Origin of the sequence: Pararhizobium sp. IMCC21322 (assembly GCF_030758295.1) — a bacterium.
Lineage (GTDB): Bacteria > Pseudomonadota > Alphaproteobacteria > Rhizobiales.
Window position 1 is genome coordinate 4,619,638 of record NZ_CP132335.1, and the last position, 14,778, is coordinate 4,634,415.

The 14,778-nt window shown below is 52.2% G+C and carries 19 protein-coding genes and 1 tRNA gene; 5 read left to right on the forward strand and 15 right to left on the reverse strand.

Annotated features, from left to right (window positions below):
- Positions 1-42: 42 nt before the first annotated feature.
- Both hemH and RAL91_RS21960 read right to left on the reverse strand, forming a co-directional pair.
- Positions 43-1,083: a ferrochelatase gene (hemH, locus tag RAL91_RS21955; RefSeq protein ID WP_306263061.1), complete on the reverse strand. Its 1,041-nt coding sequence runs from the start codon at positions 1,081-1,083 to the stop codon at positions 43-45.
- A 165-nt stretch (positions 1,084-1,248) separates the two neighbouring features.
- Positions 1,249-1,935: a zinc metallopeptidase gene (locus RAL91_RS21960; RefSeq protein WP_306258379.1), complete on the reverse strand. Its 687-nt coding sequence runs from the start codon at positions 1,933-1,935 to the stop codon at positions 1,249-1,251.
- Between RAL91_RS21960 and RAL91_RS21965 the strand changes: the two genes are divergently transcribed.
- On the forward strand, positions 1,910-2,062 hold the full coding sequence (locus RAL91_RS21965; RefSeq protein WP_306258380.1) for a hypothetical protein: 153 nt from the start codon (positions 1,910-1,912) through the stop codon (positions 2,060-2,062). The two genes, RAL91_RS21960 and RAL91_RS21965, sit on opposite strands and share 26 nt — an antisense overlap.
- Here RAL91_RS21965 and RAL91_RS21970 read toward each other — a convergent pair.
- The 3 genes from RAL91_RS21970 to RAL91_RS21980 form a co-directional block, all read right to left on the reverse strand.
- Positions 2,050-3,642: a TRAP transporter large permease subunit gene (locus RAL91_RS21970; protein WP_306258381.1), complete on the reverse strand. Its 1,593-nt coding sequence runs from the start codon at positions 3,640-3,642 to the stop codon at positions 2,050-2,052. The two genes, RAL91_RS21965 and RAL91_RS21970, sit on opposite strands and share 13 nt — an antisense overlap.
- Positions 3,642-4,229, reverse strand: a complete 588-nt coding sequence (locus RAL91_RS21975) for a TRAP transporter small permease subunit (RefSeq protein WP_306258382.1) — start codon at positions 4,227-4,229, stop codon at positions 3,642-3,644. Before RAL91_RS21975 ends, RAL91_RS21970 begins: the two co-directional genes overlap by 1 nt.
- Before the next feature lie 84 nt (positions 4,230-4,313).
- Positions 4,314-5,417: a TRAP transporter substrate-binding protein gene (locus RAL91_RS21980; RefSeq protein ID WP_306258383.1), complete on the reverse strand. Its 1,104-nt coding sequence runs from the start codon at positions 5,415-5,417 to the stop codon at positions 4,314-4,316.
- 228 nt (positions 5,418-5,645) lie between these two features.
- Between RAL91_RS21980 and RAL91_RS21985 the strand changes: the two genes are divergently transcribed.
- The 3 genes from RAL91_RS21985 (at position 5,646) to RAL91_RS21995 (ending at position 8,116) form a co-directional block, all read left to right on the forward strand.
- Positions 5,646-7,178 carry a cache domain-containing protein gene (locus RAL91_RS21985; protein ID WP_306258384.1) on the forward strand — a complete coding sequence of 511 codons (1,533 nt, stop codon included), beginning with the start codon at positions 5,646-5,648 and terminating at the stop codon, positions 7,176-7,178.
- Positions 7,178-7,894, forward strand: a complete 717-nt coding sequence (locus RAL91_RS21990) for a response regulator transcription factor (protein WP_306258385.1) — start codon at positions 7,178-7,180, stop codon at positions 7,892-7,894. The genes RAL91_RS21985 and RAL91_RS21990 overlap by 1 nt, the downstream gene beginning before the upstream one ends.
- A gap of 145 nt (positions 7,895-8,039) precedes the next feature.
- Positions 8,040-8,116 (forward strand) — tRNA-Met (locus RAL91_RS21995).
- Here the strand turns inward: RAL91_RS21995 and RAL91_RS22000 are convergent.
- From RAL91_RS22000 to RAL91_RS22020, 5 genes are all read right to left on the reverse strand, one after another.
- Complete coding sequence (locus RAL91_RS22000) at positions 8,073-9,722, reverse strand: recombinase family protein (protein WP_306263064.1); 1,650 nt, start codon at positions 9,720-9,722, stop codon at positions 8,073-8,075. The two genes, RAL91_RS21995 and RAL91_RS22000, sit on opposite strands and share 44 nt — an antisense overlap.
- A gap of 14 nt (positions 9,723-9,736) precedes the next feature.
- Positions 9,737-9,898 carry a hypothetical protein gene (locus tag RAL91_RS22005; protein WP_306258386.1) on the reverse strand — a complete coding sequence of 54 codons (162 nt, stop codon included), beginning with the start codon at positions 9,896-9,898 and terminating at the stop codon, positions 9,737-9,739.
- Positions 9,899-10,029: 131 nt separating this feature from the next.
- Positions 10,030-10,365, reverse strand: coding sequence for a hypothetical protein (locus RAL91_RS22010; RefSeq protein WP_306258387.1), 336 nt, complete (start codon positions 10,363-10,365; stop codon positions 10,030-10,032).
- 12 nt (positions 10,366-10,377) lie between these two features.
- Positions 10,378-10,995, reverse strand: coding sequence for a hypothetical protein (locus RAL91_RS22015; protein WP_306258388.1), 618 nt, complete (start codon positions 10,993-10,995; stop codon positions 10,378-10,380).
- 22 nt (positions 10,996-11,017) lie between these two features.
- Complete coding sequence (locus RAL91_RS22020; protein WP_306258389.1) at positions 11,018-11,524, reverse strand: hypothetical protein; 507 nt, start codon at positions 11,522-11,524, stop codon at positions 11,018-11,020.
- 63 nt (positions 11,525-11,587) lie between these two features.
- Here RAL91_RS22020 and RAL91_RS22025 point away from each other — a divergent pair, with 63 nt between their 5' ends.
- The gene (locus RAL91_RS22025; protein ID WP_306258390.1) at positions 11,588-11,848 is read left to right on the forward strand and encodes a hypothetical protein; all 261 of its coding nucleotides are present in this window, start codon (positions 11,588-11,590) and stop codon (positions 11,846-11,848) included.
- Here the strand turns inward: RAL91_RS22025 and RAL91_RS22030 are convergent.
- The 5 genes from RAL91_RS22030 to RAL91_RS22050 are packed head-to-tail and all read right to left on the reverse strand — an operon-like array spanning position 11,845 to position 14,761.
- Positions 11,845-12,093: a hypothetical protein gene (locus RAL91_RS22030; protein ID WP_306258391.1), complete on the reverse strand. Its 249-nt coding sequence runs from the start codon at positions 12,091-12,093 to the stop codon at positions 11,845-11,847. The genes RAL91_RS22025 and RAL91_RS22030 overlap by 4 nt on opposite strands.
- Positions 12,090-13,559 (reverse strand): type IV secretory system conjugative DNA transfer family protein, encoded by a 1,470-nt coding sequence (locus RAL91_RS22035; RefSeq protein ID WP_306258392.1) that lies wholly within the window; start codon positions 13,557-13,559, stop codon positions 12,090-12,092. The genes RAL91_RS22030 and RAL91_RS22035 overlap by 4 nt, the downstream gene beginning before the upstream one ends.
- Positions 13,559-13,858, reverse strand: coding sequence for a hypothetical protein (locus RAL91_RS22040; RefSeq protein ID WP_306258393.1), 300 nt, complete (start codon positions 13,856-13,858; stop codon positions 13,559-13,561). The genes RAL91_RS22035 and RAL91_RS22040 overlap by 1 nt, the downstream gene beginning before the upstream one ends.
- The gene (locus RAL91_RS22045; protein ID WP_306258394.1) at positions 13,842-14,228 is read right to left on the reverse strand and encodes a hypothetical protein; all 387 of its coding nucleotides are present in this window, start codon (positions 14,226-14,228) and stop codon (positions 13,842-13,844) included. The genes RAL91_RS22040 and RAL91_RS22045 overlap by 17 nt, the downstream gene beginning before the upstream one ends.
- Positions 14,225-14,761, reverse strand: coding sequence for a hypothetical protein (locus tag RAL91_RS22050; RefSeq protein WP_306258395.1), 537 nt, complete (start codon positions 14,759-14,761; stop codon positions 14,225-14,227). The genes RAL91_RS22045 and RAL91_RS22050 overlap by 4 nt, the downstream gene beginning before the upstream one ends.
- Positions 14,762-14,778 lie beyond the last annotated feature (17 nt).

Consider the following 14,778-nt stretch of genomic DNA (forward strand, 5'->3'; position numbering starts at 1 on the left):
CGCCGATTGTCAGGCCACTGGCGTTCCGGTTAGCGAGGCCGCTCAGATCCAGCCGGAAAGTTCGCGGCGCACCATGGTTTCAATCACGGCCATGCCTTCCGGCGTGTCATTCAGGCAGGGAATATGGGCAAAATGTTCGCCGCCATGTTCCTCAAATATCTCGCCAGCCTCTCCGGCAATTTCTTCCAGCGTTTCAAGACAATCCGAAACAAAGCCAGGGTTGAAAACGGCCACGCTTTTGACCCCCTCCTTAGCCAGTTTCTCGACGGTCTTGTCCGTGTAGGGCTGCAGCCATTCTTCCGGTCCGAAACGCGACTGAAAGCAGGTCATCAAACGGCCCTTGTTTGGCCCGCTGTCCCAGCCAAGGCGCTCTTCCAGAAGCCGGGAGGTTTTCATGCAATGACAATGATAAGGATCGCCCTTTTTGAAGTAGCTTTGTGGAATACCGTGATAGGAAGCAATCACCTTTTCCGGTTCAAAATCAAGCTTGCCCAGACAGGTCTCGATGCTGGCCGCCAGTGCGTCGATATAGGCCGGATCATCATGGTAGGGCGGCACTGTGCGCAAGGCTGGTTGCCAGCGCATCTGCATCAGCGCTTCAAATGTCTTGTCGTTGACTGTGGCCGTTGTGGCAGCTGCATATTGCGGATAGAGCGGGAACACCAGAATCCGCTCACAACCAGCTGCCTGCAAAGCTTCAATGCGTTCCTTGATGGGCGGCTTGCCATACCGCATGGCCCAGTCCACCACCACATTTTCATGACCGGCGAGAATTTCAGCCAGTTGATCACCCTGGCTGCGGGTAAACGTTCGCAACGGAGATTCATTCAGCTCGTAATTCCAGATTTCCGCATAAGCAGCCCCGCTCTTTTTTGGGCGGACGTTCAGCACAATGCCAAACAGAATTGGAAACCACAGCGCGCGCGGCCATTCGATCACCCGTTTATCCATCAGAAATTCTTTGAGGTAACGGCGCATCGGCTTCTTTTCGGTGCCGTCAGGCGTGCCAAGATTTACCAGCAGAACACCAATTTTGCCCGCCTTTACCGGCGGATGATCGCCAGGCAATTGGACCTGCTTCATCCGCAGATACCGCTCATCCAGAGCAACTGATACGGTCGGGGCATTCTTATCGGTGATATCTTTAAGCATGAATGCCCTCGCTGGTGTTTACGTCTCATTGGTCGCTTGTGACATGAGAGTAGCTAGAGCGTTTTCAGAGTATTTCCAAGGTAGGCTTCAAAAATTCTATCGCAGCAAACGCAAAAGCCGCCAAAGATTGAACACACCCGCCAGTGATTGGGCCACATAAGTCAGTGAAGCGGCCCGTAAAACCGAACGTGTAGCCGGTAAATCTGATTGATCGAGATAGTCACCGCCCGACAAGATGGGAAGCGCCTTGCCGAAACTGGCGTCAAATTCCACTGGCAGTGTGACAAGATGAATGACCAGTTGCAGAACAAGCACCAGAATACCCAGCAGAAAAAACATCAGGCTGAAACTGGGGGCGCGGGCGATCATCGCAATCATCGGGCCGACAATCAGCAAAGCACCGGCGATCTTGTTGATCGGCTGAATGGATTTTGCCAGCGCCATGCGCAAATGGAAGAGCTTTTCATTGCGTGCATGTTGCAGGGCGTGCCCAACTTCATGCGCTGCAACCGCAACCGCGGAGATAGACTTTCCGCGGTAAAATGACCGGCTGAGACGGATCGTCCGGGTTTCGGGATCATAATGATCTCCGCCCTCATCAATCGGCTCTACACCAACACCACGCAGCCCTGCGCGCTTAATCAGATGCAAAGCCAGTTCACCGCCGGTTCCGGGAAAATCGGGCCTGGGGCGTGCATGCTTCTTAAGCTGTCGCCGCACCCAGAAAGAGGGTCCGAAAATCAACAGGATGAACAAAATGGCAAAGATCAAAAAAATGGGCATGCTCTCCATGTTGGGCGCAACAGCCGGACTGTCAATCGCCCGAATGGCAGAAAGCGCCGCTGAAGGTCATTCAACGGCGCTTTTCTATACAATTGAGGTTTTTGAAATCCGATCCTACGGGCCGTAAACCACTTTCGGCAACCAGGTTGCCAGCGATGGCAGGTACCACAAAACCACCAGGGCAATCATCTGGATAAAAACAAAGGGAATGGCCCCAAGATAGATATCCGATGTCTTGACGCTGGGCGGTGCGACACCGCGCAGATAGAACAGGGCAAAGCCAAATGGCGGCGTCAGAAAGGATGTCTGCAGATTGACAGCCATCATGATACCCAGCCAGACCGGACTGATCGGATCTCCATTCGGCATTTCAAGCTGCAGAAGGATGGGAGCGACCAGCGGAACCACCACAAACACAATTTCCAGAAAGTCCAGAAAGAAGCCCAGAACGAACATCAGCAACATAACGGTCAGGACAACACCAATGGTGCCGCCCGGTATGTCCCGCAGCATTTCATGAACCAGCTCTTCACCGCCCAGCCCACGGAAAACCAGCGAGAAAATGGACGCACCGATCAGAATGACAAACACCATGGTCGTCACATGGGTGGTACCTTCCACCACCTTGGTCAGAACACCCTCACGGAAAACACGCAGCAGGGCCACACCGATACCTATGGCAACGATCAGACAACACACAGCAGCAGCGTAAATTGCATATTGATCGAATTGCGAGATTTCATTACGCGCAACCCGCAGATCAAGATTGACCGTCATAAACAGAACCACGACCAGCGCAATTGCCGCCAGATAGATGGGCCACGGACTGCCATTGCCGACACGCAAACCTGCAAGGAAAATTGAGCCGACGGCACCCACGGCAGCTGCTTCCGTTGGTGTTGCGATGCCGCCAAGAATGGAGCCCAGCACCGAGATAATCAGCACAATGGGAGGCACAAGGGCATGAAACACTTTGCCAATACTGACCCGTTGACCGGATTCAGGCGGCATTGCGGGCGAGCTTTCCGGGCTCAAAATGGCCATGCCGATCTGATACAGCATATACATGCCAACCAGCATCAATCCCGGCAGCAGAGCTCCAGCAAACAGATCGCCTACAGACACAGTATCCGGTGAGAAATTACCCATATCCAACTGAGCCTTTTGATAGGCGTTGGATATCTGATCGCCCAAGATCACCAGAACAATCGAGGGCGGAATGATCTGCCCCAATGTTCCCGATGCGGCAATTGACCCGCAGGCAAGTCGTTTGGAATAGCCGCGTTCCAGCATAGTCGGCAAAGACAGCAGACCCATAGTGACAACGGTGGCACCCACAATCCCGGTCGATGCGGCCAGCAAAGCGCCCACGATGGTAACCGACAGGCCCAGACCACCCCTTAAAGTCCCAAACAGCTGGCCCATCGTTTCCAGCAATTCTTCGGCAACCTTGGAGCGCTCCAGCATGACCCCCATGAAAACAAACAGCGGCACGGCAATGAGAACCTCATTGGTCATAATGCCGAACAGGCGTTGCGGAGTGGCAAGCAGGAAGGAGGGGTCGAAAACACCGACCACATAGCCGATCAGACCAAAGGCCAGCCCTGTTCCAGCCAGCGTAAACGCCACCGGAAAACCCATCAACAGCACCACGCAAACCGTGGCAAACATCAAAAGGTCGAGCGATTGTCCAATAGAGACGTCCATTATGTCTGCCCCCCGGCGCGTGTTTTTTCAGTTCGCTGCTCACGCAGTTCCGGCAATTCCTGGCTCATCCGCAATCGATCGATTTCTATTTCGTCACCACCCAGTGCCAGCAATGACCGAATGGCCATGGAAACACCTTGCAGCGCCATCATTGCAGCAAACGCCAGAATGGCGGTTTTGTGAATGTAACGTGCCTGAATACCGCTGGTTTCCGGTGACCCTTCCAGTGCCGCCCAGGATGCAATGACGTAAGGAAATGACGTCCAGAAAATCAGCACACAGACCGGGATCATGAGAAGGAAGGCACCGACCAGATTGACCATCGCCTTTTTGCGCGGACGGGCATCGCGGTAGAAAATATCAACGCGCACGTGACCATCAGTCAGAAGCGTATAGGCTGCCGCCAGCATAAACAGAAAGCCATGCAGATAGGTGATGCTTTCCTGCGCAAAAATTGAGCCGACGCCAAAGACATAGCGCATCACCACAACAACAAACTGAATAAGGACAATGAACAGGGCGAACCACATGACGGTTCTGCCGATAGATTTATTGACCCGATCAATCAGATCAGCCAGCGCACGCATGATATGGCCCCCGAGGCATGAGAGAAATTAAGTTAAAGCAAAAAACCTCCCGCACTTTCGTGCGGGAGGTTTTTTCAGATTGGTTTATCCGAGATATTTGTTGCGACGCTGCACATATGGCAGCTCCTGCACATTCAGCCAGCCACCAAGATCTGTACGGGCTTTGCGGAAGCTGTCCACAATTCTGCGACCCAGATCATCTTCAGCCACTTCCGAAACAACTTCCTCGGATGCCTTGGCAAACGCTTCAAAGATCTCGTCGGAGAAGTCTCTGCGCTGCACGCCATGCACATTGACAAGTTCAGCCAATGCAGCGCCATTGCGGAAATTGATCTCGGAATACATCTGATTGTTTTCAGCGTAAGCACAAGCCGAAATCAATTCCTGATCAGCTTCTGACATGGAATCCCAGATGCCCTTGTTGATACCCAGTGACAAGGTTGTGCCGGGCTCATGGAAACCAGGACCGTAATAGAATTTGGCCACTTTGTAGAAGCCGAATGTCAGATCAAGCCACGGGCCAACCCACTCGGTTGCATCAATGGTGCCAGCCTGCAGGGCCGGGAACACTTCGCCGCCGGGCAACGCCACGGCAGTCATGCCAACACGGCGCAGAACTTCTCCACCAAGGCCGGGCATGCGCATTTTGATGCCCTTCAAATCTTCAACAGTGTTGACTTCATTGCGGAACCAGCCACCCATCTGGGCACCCGTATTACCGGCAGGCAACGCCTTGACGCCGAAGCCTGCGGACAACTCATCCCACAATTCCTGACCACCGCCAAATTGCATCCAGGCATCATTTTCTGCAGCTGTGAGACCCATTGGAACAGCAGCGAAGAAATTAAACGCCTTGTTTTTGCCCTGCCAGTAATACTCAGCACCGTGATACATATCAGCGGTACCGCTCTGTACCGCATCGTGGCTCTCAAATGGAGGAACCAACTCGCCGGCAGCAAACAGTTTAACGGAGATACGCCCATCCGAGGCTTTCGTAATACGGTCGGCAAGACGCTGCGCGCCCGTGCCCAGACCCGGCAGATTTTTGCCCCAGGTCGTGACCATTTTCAGCTCACGTGTATCCTGAGCCAATGCTGGCGTCGCCAATGTGGTCGCAACAGCGCCACCAGCGGTCACCAGACCAGCGGATTTGATAAAGGATCGACGATCCAGTTTTGAATTAGTCATGTGCAGATTTCCTCCCTTGCACAAAGTCATGCGAAACTCTTACCACGCGCATAGCCGCGGCGACCATTACAAATGGTGCAGGCGTCTGTCTAGGCAATCACTATCGACATGGCTATTGCGTTAACTGCGGAAAAAATGCGTAGTACTACTGAGTTTGGGTGTCAGGGGGAGGCAAACAATGATCAGAACAATCAATAACCCGTCCGTGCATGCACTGGGGAGCCAATTATGAGGTCCAACAGACTGCCTCGGCTGACCTTCAGGACCCGGCTGCTGCTGATAACAATCCTGCCATTGCTCGCCGTATCGGCGCTCAGTTGGCTGGTGATCTCCTTTCAGGCAGATCGGCTTATACGTGCAGAACTGGCCACCGTGGAAAAACGCATATTGGCAGCCCGGCAGGCCGAAATCCGCAATTACATTTCACTGGCACAAACATCAATCCGACACCTATATGATGCCGAGCCAGCCGGTCAGGAAGCGGCGCAGGCGGAAGTCATGCAGATATTGCACGACATGACCTTTGGCGATGATGGCTATTTCTTTGTCTATGATAATGACGGCAACAGCCTGGTTCATCCGCGTCTGCCAGAGCTGGTTGGCGAAAACTGGTGGGATCTGCAGGACCCCAATGGCGATTACGTCATCCGCAACCTCATCAAAGCGGCGCAGGATGGCGGCGGTTTCCACCGCTATATCTGGAACAAGCCCACCACTGGCCAGGCCGCCGAAAAGCTGGGCTATGCGGATTACCTACCAAAATGGGGCTGGATGTTCGGCACCGGCCTGTATCTTGATGACATTGAGAACGAGATCAGCATTCTGCGCGCCCAGACCGAAGAAAACGTCAACCAGACAGCGATCATCCTGTTTGCATTGACCTTTGTGGCGGTGCTGATGGTCAGCGCAATGTTGTTTGCCATCCGCCTGTCTGAAGAACGGTTTGCTGACAGCAAGCTGAAAGACCTGACGCGGCGCATCGTCAATGTGCAGGAGGACGAGCGCAAACGCGTCTCCACAGAATTGCATGACGGCATCAGCCAGTTGCTGGTCGGCGCGCGCTATTCGCTGGATTTGGCCCATGCGCAGGCCCCGGCAGACGCTCCCGCCCATACAATGGAAAAAAACAATGAAAAGCCGGAAGCCACCACAACCAGCAGTCCCCGCGCGCTGATCGCCAAATCCATGCACGTTCTGGACAATGCCATCAGTGAAGTGCGCCGCATTTCCAAGGATCTGCGCCCAAGCGTGCTGGATGATCTGGGCCTTGCCGCAGCCATTCAGAACCTGTGCAATGATTTTGCCGATCAGACCCGGCTTCATGTGGAGGTGACGGCAACGCCGGTCGGGCCAAGCTTGCCGGACGGGGCCAAAACGGCGCTTTACCGGGTGCTTCAGGAAAGCCTCACGAATATTGCCAAACACGCCGAGGCCAGTCGTGTCAGTGTCGAACTGAAACGGCAGGACGGCATGCTCGTCATGCGCATTCGCGACAATGGCAAGGGCCTGCCGTCCAAAGTGCGCAATGGTGGCTCTGGCAGTCCCGCTTCAACATCCACTGACACCGGCCTTGGTATTCGCAACATGATGGAACGAGTGGAAAGTCACGGCGGTAAACTGGTTATCAGGCCTGCAGAATTCGACGGCATCACTTGCGGCACCGAAATCTACATCACCATGCCTCTCGATCTCACCCGCGAAGACCCAAGCGCAGAAACCAATCTGCAATCGACCACGCCACAAATTCGGGAGGCGGCATAATGTCCTCGAACATCTCGATCATCATAGCTGATGATCACGAAGTGGTCCGCGATGGCATCCGCGCCCGGCTGCTGGGCACGTCCGATCTGAAAATCCTGGCAGAAGCCAAAAACGGCGCTGAGGCCGTAGATCTTGTGCAACGCCACAGCCCTGACGTGGTCATGCTGGATATTTCAATGCCGGTGATGAACGGTCTGGAGGCTGCGCGCAAAATCCGCGAAAACAAGCATGATTGCAAAATCCTGATGCTGTCGATCTATGATGCCACTGAATATGTGCAAGGCGCGGTCAAAGCCGGCGCCAATGGCTATCTGCTGAAAGAAGCCGATGCCCGGGAAATGCTATCCGCCATCCGCTCGGTTGCAGCTGGCGGTCTCTATTTTTCCGCAAAGGTCGCACCATCCCTCATGCCCGCGTCCTTCGCCCCCGCAATTGATGAGGAGCAAAGCCGTCAACACAGCAACCGCATCAACGGTTCTGTCAGTGCCACACCCCCGCCCGCCGACCCCAGCCGCATCTGCGCCTATGGCCTGTCCGGCCGCGAACGCCAAGTGCTGCAAGGCATCGCCGGTGGTCTTGCCAACAAGGAAATCGCCGAAAAACTCTCCATCAGCGTGCGCACGGTAGAAAGCCATCGCCTCAACATCCGCGAAAAAACCAATGGCGGCAACACCGCCCACCTGACACGCATCGCCACAGAACTGAACCTTATCTGACCCTATTTGCGCCCTTGAAAGGCCGGTTTCCGCCCTTTGATGGAAGGATCAAAAAAGACTTACAAAAAACGTCACATATACCTTTCATTCCCCAAAGAGGAGTGCTACATGCTGCCTGTCGCTGAGGAACTCAGCACGTTTTTGGCGCGGGGTGGAGCAGCCCGGTAGCTCGTCAGGCTCATAACCTGAAGGTCGTAGGTTCAAATCCTACCCCCGCAACCAACGCGGCTTGCTGTTGAGGTTTATACCAAGACAGTTGCCGTTCGAGGCTACTTCTGTCCATCTGAGTTGAGATAGACAGGATTCCTGCCAAGTCTCCGTGAAGGTCAACGCTTAGGCGGGCTTCACCTGATACCGGCTTCAATACTATTTTCTCTAACAAGCCTCGAAGTGTTTCTGCTGATTCAGCGCGATGCTGAGGCTTATTCAGCGTTTCGACCAAATTTCGAATAGCTGTATGATAGCGACCGGATAAGCTCGGGTGAAAAATGACCTTGTCTTCTTGCATTCCATCCAAAGTGGCGAGGATCGTTTTTTTGCGCTCATCAAGCTCATTTAAATGCAATTTAAGAGCTTCGTTGGCAAATCCATCAAAAATAGCCTGAATGCCTTTCTTTTCTTCCCGTTCAATCTTGGACAGCTCTTTCTTCATCTGATGAAGGGCACCATTTTTTTCCTTACGCAGCGCGTTCAAATGGCTAGTGTATTGCTCGCAAAAGATTTTGCAGAGTTCCTCGTCCATCAAATGGGTTTGAAGCGCTCCGATAACTGCCTGTTCCAAAGTTTCTCGCTTCATTGTTAGGCGATTATCACAGGTTCCCTTGTTCCGGGCTGTTGAACAGCCCAGGTGGGTCGCCGAAACCATCGAAAAACCACCGTCACAACAGCCGCATTTAAGGATTTGAGAAAGAAGATATTTTGGGCGATTGTTCTTCCAGAGTTTCCCTTTGTTTTTATCAAGTGATTTTTGTCTGGCTTTCGCTCCATCCCAAAGATCGTGATCAACAATTCTGTGTTCAGGCAGCTCTTTGATAATCCATTCTGATTCTGGATTTAAGCGGGAAACCCGTTTTCCAGTGTCCGGGTCTTTAATATATTTTACCTTGTTCCAAACAAGCCGCCCTATATAAAGCTCATTGTTTAGAATACCGGTTCCTCGCCTTCTATTGCCATTGATGGTCGATTGCCCCCACCCCTTTCCAGACGGGCTGGGAACACCTTCTTTGTTCAATTCTAACGCTATGCTCTTCGGTGACTTTCCGACGCAGTAGTCACGGAAGATTCGTAGAATGACTGACTTCTCTTGTGTGTTTATTTTACGGTCGCCTCGAATGGGCTCACCACTTGCGTCGTACTTTTTAACAACGTCGTATCCGTAGGAGTTACCACCGCCTGATTTCCCTTTTTCCACGCGCCCCCTCAATCCGCGACGGACTTTATGGCGTAAATCCTCAAGGAAAAGAGAGTTCATTGTGCCTTTCAAACCAATATGAATTGAGCTTATTTCGCCCTCTGACAGTGTGAACATGCTGGCACCAGCAAATTCAACCCGCTTGAACAAGTGTGCAATGTCCTCTTGATCCCTGGAAAAACGATCCAATGCTTCACCAACAATAATAGAGAATTGTCCGCTTGCAGTGGCTTTCATGAGTGCTTGAATTCCCGGGCGAATGAGGGATGCTCCCGATATTGCGTGATCACAATATACTTCGGCAACTTGCCAGCCTTCGCTTTCAGCTCGTTCTCTGCAAACGCGGATTTGATCCTCGATGCTAGTTTGTTTTTGAAGGTCGCTGGAATAGCGTGCGTATATCGCAATCTTTTTCATATCAGGTTTTTCCTCTAGTTGTATTTTCCCTTAGGTGCTTCTTCGTCAATAAAATCCTCTTCAGCCGCGACACGCGCTATTAGCTTTACAAGGGCCGTAACCTCCTTTGGAGGCCAATGACGATAACCGCCCGGTTGGCCTGCATGCGGATTGTTCTTTGTTGGTTTTTCAATCATATCACTATACCTCCTTTCCGTTTGAACAAAAAGAGAACAATATAGGTTTATATTCCTGTATGTTCAAGTAAAAACGGCGTAATATTGTTGCGTTTTCAGTTAGTTATGAAAATAAACCGTGCCGGGCGCGCTCACTCAGGCTTATCAATAAGCCCTTCGCCAAATTGCTCTTTGATGCTGTGAAGTTCACCGATGGCCTGCAAAAGCAGCTCCCAGCGCAGGCATTGATTCATTGGCAATCGCCCGGCAGGACAATGATAATCAAGACACATTGCTTCGGCGCGTCCGATGTGACCCAAATCGTGCGTTTGCTCGTGTTCTATTCGGCGTACTGTATCGTGCGCCTCATTGAGATAGTGAACGGCGCTTTGACGTATCCCGAATAACTCCAGGTGAGATTGCGTCACTGGCTGGGTCATGTTTTTTCCGTGTGGCAAATCAACCTTGGCGAAGAAAATATCTCTCATGATGGTGTCTCCCTATTGCGACTGAGTGCGCGTTCGCCTTTGGGCTTGCCCGTCTTCTTTTCTTTCTCTTCGGCTGAAGGACCGTGCTTCAGGGGTATAATATTGCTTCTCAGTCTCTTTGGCCCACTGGTAGAAGTCTTTTCCCTCTTTGGCTTTGAATGATTCTGCGATGACGCGTTTAGCGCCCGCTTCGCTAATCCCGAGATCTTGTGCGTAATCCACAGCCGCTTTATCCAGGGCGCGGTAGAGAGGGATGTCACCGTCTTCTATCCGTATGCCGATATTAATCGCGTAAGCATGCCCTTTGCTTTTTTCGAGGTCAGTCAGCGTTGCCTCTCTGTCCTGCAGGACCTTCAGAGTCGCTTTCATGGTTAGGTCGTAACGCGAGGCGTAGACATCCCTGATGATAATCTCGGCTTTCATGGCGTCGAAAGGTTGATGGCGGGCGAACGTTTGGGAAAAATCGGTAAGCACGTCCTTGAACTTGCCGGAATGCAGTATCTCCCGGTGCGTGATTTCCGTGAGGTTCCAAACGAACTGGAACTGTGAACCTGTCAGGCTGCGGCCAGTCTTGCTCTCCATTGCGCGTTGAAAGCCAGCCATGTCGTTTTCCGTATTGGTGATGTTCATCTTGTTCTCCTTTGGCTTTTGATTAGCGGTCGCGGCTCAGTCTGCGAGACTGCCCGCGCGGTTGATTTTCCGTTTGATCTGCTTGGCGACGATCTGCGGAACGTTTGAATTCCTGCCTGCTTTTGTCGCGCTTTTCATTGCGCTCATGGACAACATCCAAAAAACTGCCGAGCTCGGTTTTTTCCCGGCCGTCAATTGAGCTCAAACGGCGGGCGTGGTCGTGTTGAACCTCCCGGTGCGCCTGGCGTTTTAAGCTCTGCTGATTGAACCGATCCGTACCAAAGAGCTTGAGAGTATGGTCTTTGGTTTTCGCGCCCGCTTTGTCGATGAGCGTTTTAAGCCGCTTTGCAACGCGGGCGTCATATTCGCCATAGTATTTTTGTGATGTGAGGCGTGTTTCATTTTTGTAGCGGCTGGTAATTTCATTGGCCTTGTCCCAGTCACCGGGTTGTCGCAAAATCTGCGCCTGCCTGCGCAAGGCGCGCAGTTCAAATTGCCGTTTTATGTCGTCTGAAGTATCAGAGCACATGAGGAAATATTCCTTCTGCTGTTTTTATTGCGTTGGCGAATCCGTTTGTGGTATTCTCAAAAGGTGAGAAGTTTCAGCGATATAGATGATGTTGACGAGTGGCTGGAACCGATGGATTACAGCGGTTTCTGGTACGCAATTGCGCCGTTTGATCTGGACATCATGACCAAGGAGCATTGTGACCAGCAGATCAGGGAGACCAATGTTTCCGCCGCTGTAGTGCTGAACGTCATGAAGAACTTTGCCCGGCAAGAATTGACGGAAAAACTCGATCTTGACCACCGCATGCCGACCCCCTGGGTGAAACTGGCAACCAGCCATTAGCCCCTCTCGCTTTGTTGCTTGAAGAATTTGAAGCGCGGGCAATTGCCATCACCGGGATGAATGGTGATTTCAGTGCGGAAATTCGTATAGGTGCAGCGCGTATATTGCCGTTCGGCAAACGGATCATTGCCGCCATCACTGTAAAAATCATACGACCAGTTGAGATAAGGCGTGCCAAAAACCAGATAGATTGCGACGAGCGCTGCCGGAAAAATCAGCCACGGGAAAAAACGCAAAATCCTCATGCCTGCCACCCGTCATAGTTGGGCAGTACCACCTTGTAGTCGGGCGGTAATATCTTTCCGCCTTCGTTCGGATTGCCTGACAAATCAGCGGAGAGGGGGAAGAAGTTATTCTGCCGCACTTTCTTGCAATGGAGAGTGGGTTGGCCCGGGATGAATATAATTTGCTGGTCAGCCGGGAGGCTTTGGAGTTGATCAGCGGTGAACAGGCGTTCTTTGCCTAAATTGATTGTTCTTGAAACGTCGGGTTTGCCCGAGCTTTCATTGATGCTGTAACTGACATTCTCAACATCACCGATGGCTTTTGAAATGGTCTCGGCTGCCTGGTTGGTAATTTGCAGATACTGGATGGCGCAATTATCTTCCAAGGTCGCAACTATTTTCACGCCGTTTTGACGTTCCAAGTCGGCTTTTGATTGGGCCAGATACAAGACCTGCAATCCGAACGATCTAAAGATCGTGACATTCTTAATGATGTCCTTGGCCGGAGTGTTTGCTACCTCATCGAAAATCAAAATCGTGCGCCCACACTCGCCGGACATCTGGGCATTCAGAAAGGCGTTGAAAGTCAGCCCATAATAAATACTGAGGTTGGCGGCATTTCTGGCATTTTGGCAGACACATACAATGTAGTTTTCTTTCAGCAATTGCTCATGGGTGATGTCCTCATTCTGTCCAACTTCGTGAAGGGGCCCGCCTTCCATGAAGATCGAGAAGGCCGAGAGCGCTGCCAAAATATGCTGGCTGTAATGCTCGGGATTATCGGCGTGCATTTGCAGTATTTGTCTGGCGCGGTTTTTGGTCAGCGGCGTGCCTTCTTCCGCTTCAATCTCGAGCGCGCTGTGCCATAGATCAGGATCAGCAATCAGGCTGGCTATTCCGCCCGGTGTGGCGTTATCGGGGCTGTGCGCCAGCAGGATTAATATCGCAACGATAACAAGCTCTCTTGGTGATTGCCGAAAATAGAAATTGCGGGGTTCGTTGTCGGGCTCATTTATAAAAACCTTGCTGACACTCTCAATTTCCAGCATCAGATTGGGCGAGTTTTCGCGGTGGGCAGCAATCAAATTGCTAAACGGATTGACGCGCACACGATGAGGATAGGCCTTGCCCATCGACCCGCTATCATCGATGACCGCAAAATTGCGCCCAGCCTTGAGGCACATTTCGGCAATCTGGTGGGCCACTTCCGGCTTCACATCGTTGATGATCTGCCCCCGTGTGCTATCTGCCAGCAACGACAAAATCGCCGATATCGTGACACAAGTGGTCTTGCCTGATCCTGCACCACCATAGACGAGCCAGGACAGGGTGGTGTTCGGCTCATAGATAGGCGTTTCATCCTCAAGAGTGAGGCCGATCACCCGGCGGATTTCCCGGTGTTCAGCAGCGATCTTCCGCACATCTTTGCGGGTCAGTCCAAACGGCTTTTTAAGATGTCGGAGAATGTTTTTGAGACGTTTTCGCATCACAACATCCCCGCTTTTACAAGATCTTCGCGGTTGGCAAGTTTGGCATTGTGGGGCGCTGGCCGGGTGAGCATGTCCTCCCGAACGGCGGCATTCTGCCGTAGTTTAAGGGCTGCTGAAATTGCTTTGCCAATCAATCCGGCAGCGGCGAGATAACAGCAGATGCTTAAAAAGCCGAACGCCCACCAGTGCGGATGAGTGGGGTACACAACGTAACCTGCCAAGATCAAAAAACAGCCATAGGCAATCATCAGATTGATCTTTGCAACGTCACCCCATGCACTATTGAGTTTTTGCATGTGAAGCTCCTTTTTTCGACGCGGCAATGCGCGGCGTGATCTCGTCCCGGAGCCGATCAAGCGTCTTGTGATGACCCCAGATCACATTCCCCTGCTTTGCTGAAATGAGCTCGCGCGAGATGAATTTCAGTTGGCCGACCTGAAATCCGGCAAAGACGGAAATTGCCGTAACGCTCGCTATTGTGATGATTTCGACGGGGTACAAGAGATCACTAAAGGCGACCACAAAACCAATCGCAGCAACCCCGAAGAAAGCAAATGCAAAGCGGAATGGTCGATCCGTATCCACGTGATCCAGGCTTGAAATGGAATAGCTTGTCCGATGCGTTTTGACGGTATCGGACCCGATGCGCACATACCCCAAAATCATTGAAACCTCCCGGCGCAAACGGGGGAGGACAAAGCCGCAAAAAGCTCTGCGTCCAGATTGCGGATTTTAGACGGGGTGATGAGCCGTGCCGAGCCGGCGTAGAGCGCCCAAGGCATGCGGTCTTCCAGTTGGACGTTAACAGCGCATTTGCAGGATGATGAGGCGTGTGCCGCCGCATTTTTGAGGCGCGCATTATATGCGTCTTTCAGTTCTTGATTTTGTTTTTCAATCTGTCCCGCCAGCGGGTTCTGAAACAATGGCCCCACGATATTACAAAGCTGCTTGCCTTCCGGCCCGGCAAACATACCCATGATGCTATTGCAATCCGGGGTTGGAACAGGCGTTTGGAAAGTTGGCGCATCTTGCTTCGCCGCCAGAACAAGAGCTTGTTCACAGCGCGGCATCCAATTCGACTTCTCAATGACTCGAGTGCCGATCACTTGACCGGAAACCAGAGCGGAGAACGCCGCATAAGCCGCTCCTGTAAGAAACAGTCCGGTGCCAATTGGCGGTATGATCTGGTCAAAGGGCATGCTTGCTCTCCTTTTCT

What these genes read in the sequence shown, in the direction of transcription:
- RAL91_RS22005 (WP_306258386.1), bottom strand. Translation starts at nt 9,898, where the DNA reads ATGATTGAAAAACCAACAAAGAACAATCCGCATGCAGGCCAACCGGGC.
- RAL91_RS21985 (WP_306258384.1), top strand. Translation starts at nt 5,646, where the DNA reads ATGAGGTCCAACAGACTGCCTCGGCTGACCTTCAGGACCCGGCTGCTG.
- RAL91_RS22015 (WP_306258388.1), bottom strand. Translation starts at nt 10,995, where the DNA reads ATGAACATCACCAATACGGAAAACGACATGGCTGGCTTTCAACGCGCA.
- RAL91_RS22040 (WP_306258393.1), bottom strand. Translation starts at nt 13,858, where the DNA reads ATGCAAAAACTCAATAGTGCATGGGGTGACGTTGCAAAGATCAATCTG.
- hemH (WP_306263061.1), bottom strand. Translation starts at nt 1,083, where the DNA reads ATGAAGCAGGTCCAATTGCCTGGCGATCATCCGCCGGTAAAGGCGGGC.
- RAL91_RS22050 (WP_306258395.1), bottom strand. Translation starts at nt 14,761, where the DNA reads ATGCCCTTTGACCAGATCATACCGCCAATTGGCACCGGACTGTTTCTT.
- RAL91_RS21960 (WP_306258379.1), bottom strand. Translation starts at nt 1,935, where the DNA reads ATGCCCATTTTTTTGATCTTTGCCATTTTGTTCATCCTGTTGATTTTC.
- RAL91_RS22020 (WP_306258389.1), bottom strand. Translation starts at nt 11,524, where the DNA reads ATGTGCTCTGATACTTCAGACGACATAAAACGGCAATTTGAACTGCGC.
- RAL91_RS21965 (WP_306258380.1), top strand. Translation starts at nt 1,910, where the DNA reads ATGGCAAAGATCAAAAAAATGGGCATGCTCTCCATGTTGGGCGCAACA.
- RAL91_RS22000 (WP_306263064.1), bottom strand. Translation starts at nt 9,722, where the DNA reads ATGAAAAAGATTGCGATATACGCACGCTATTCCAGCGACCTTCAAAAA.
- RAL91_RS21990 (WP_306258385.1), top strand. Translation starts at nt 7,178, where the DNA reads ATGTCCTCGAACATCTCGATCATCATAGCTGATGATCACGAAGTGGTC.
- RAL91_RS21975 (WP_306258382.1), bottom strand. Translation starts at nt 4,229, where the DNA reads ATGCGTGCGCTGGCTGATCTGATTGATCGGGTCAATAAATCTATCGGC.
- RAL91_RS22030 (WP_306258391.1), bottom strand. Translation starts at nt 12,093, where the DNA reads ATGAGGATTTTGCGTTTTTTCCCGTGGCTGATTTTTCCGGCAGCGCTC.
- RAL91_RS21970 (WP_306258381.1), bottom strand. Translation starts at nt 3,642, where the DNA reads ATGGACGTCTCTATTGGACAATCGCTCGACCTTTTGATGTTTGCCACG.
- RAL91_RS22035 (WP_306258392.1), bottom strand. Translation starts at nt 13,559, where the DNA reads ATGCGAAAACGTCTCAAAAACATTCTCCGACATCTTAAAAAGCCGTTT.
- RAL91_RS22045 (WP_306258394.1), bottom strand. Translation starts at nt 14,228, where the DNA reads ATGATTTTGGGGTATGTGCGCATCGGGTCCGATACCGTCAAAACGCAT.
- RAL91_RS22010 (WP_306258387.1), bottom strand. Translation starts at nt 10,365, where the DNA reads ATGAGAGATATTTTCTTCGCCAAGGTTGATTTGCCACACGGAAAAAAC.
- RAL91_RS21980 (WP_306258383.1), bottom strand. Translation starts at nt 5,417, where the DNA reads ATGACTAATTCAAAACTGGATCGTCGATCCTTTATCAAATCCGCTGGT.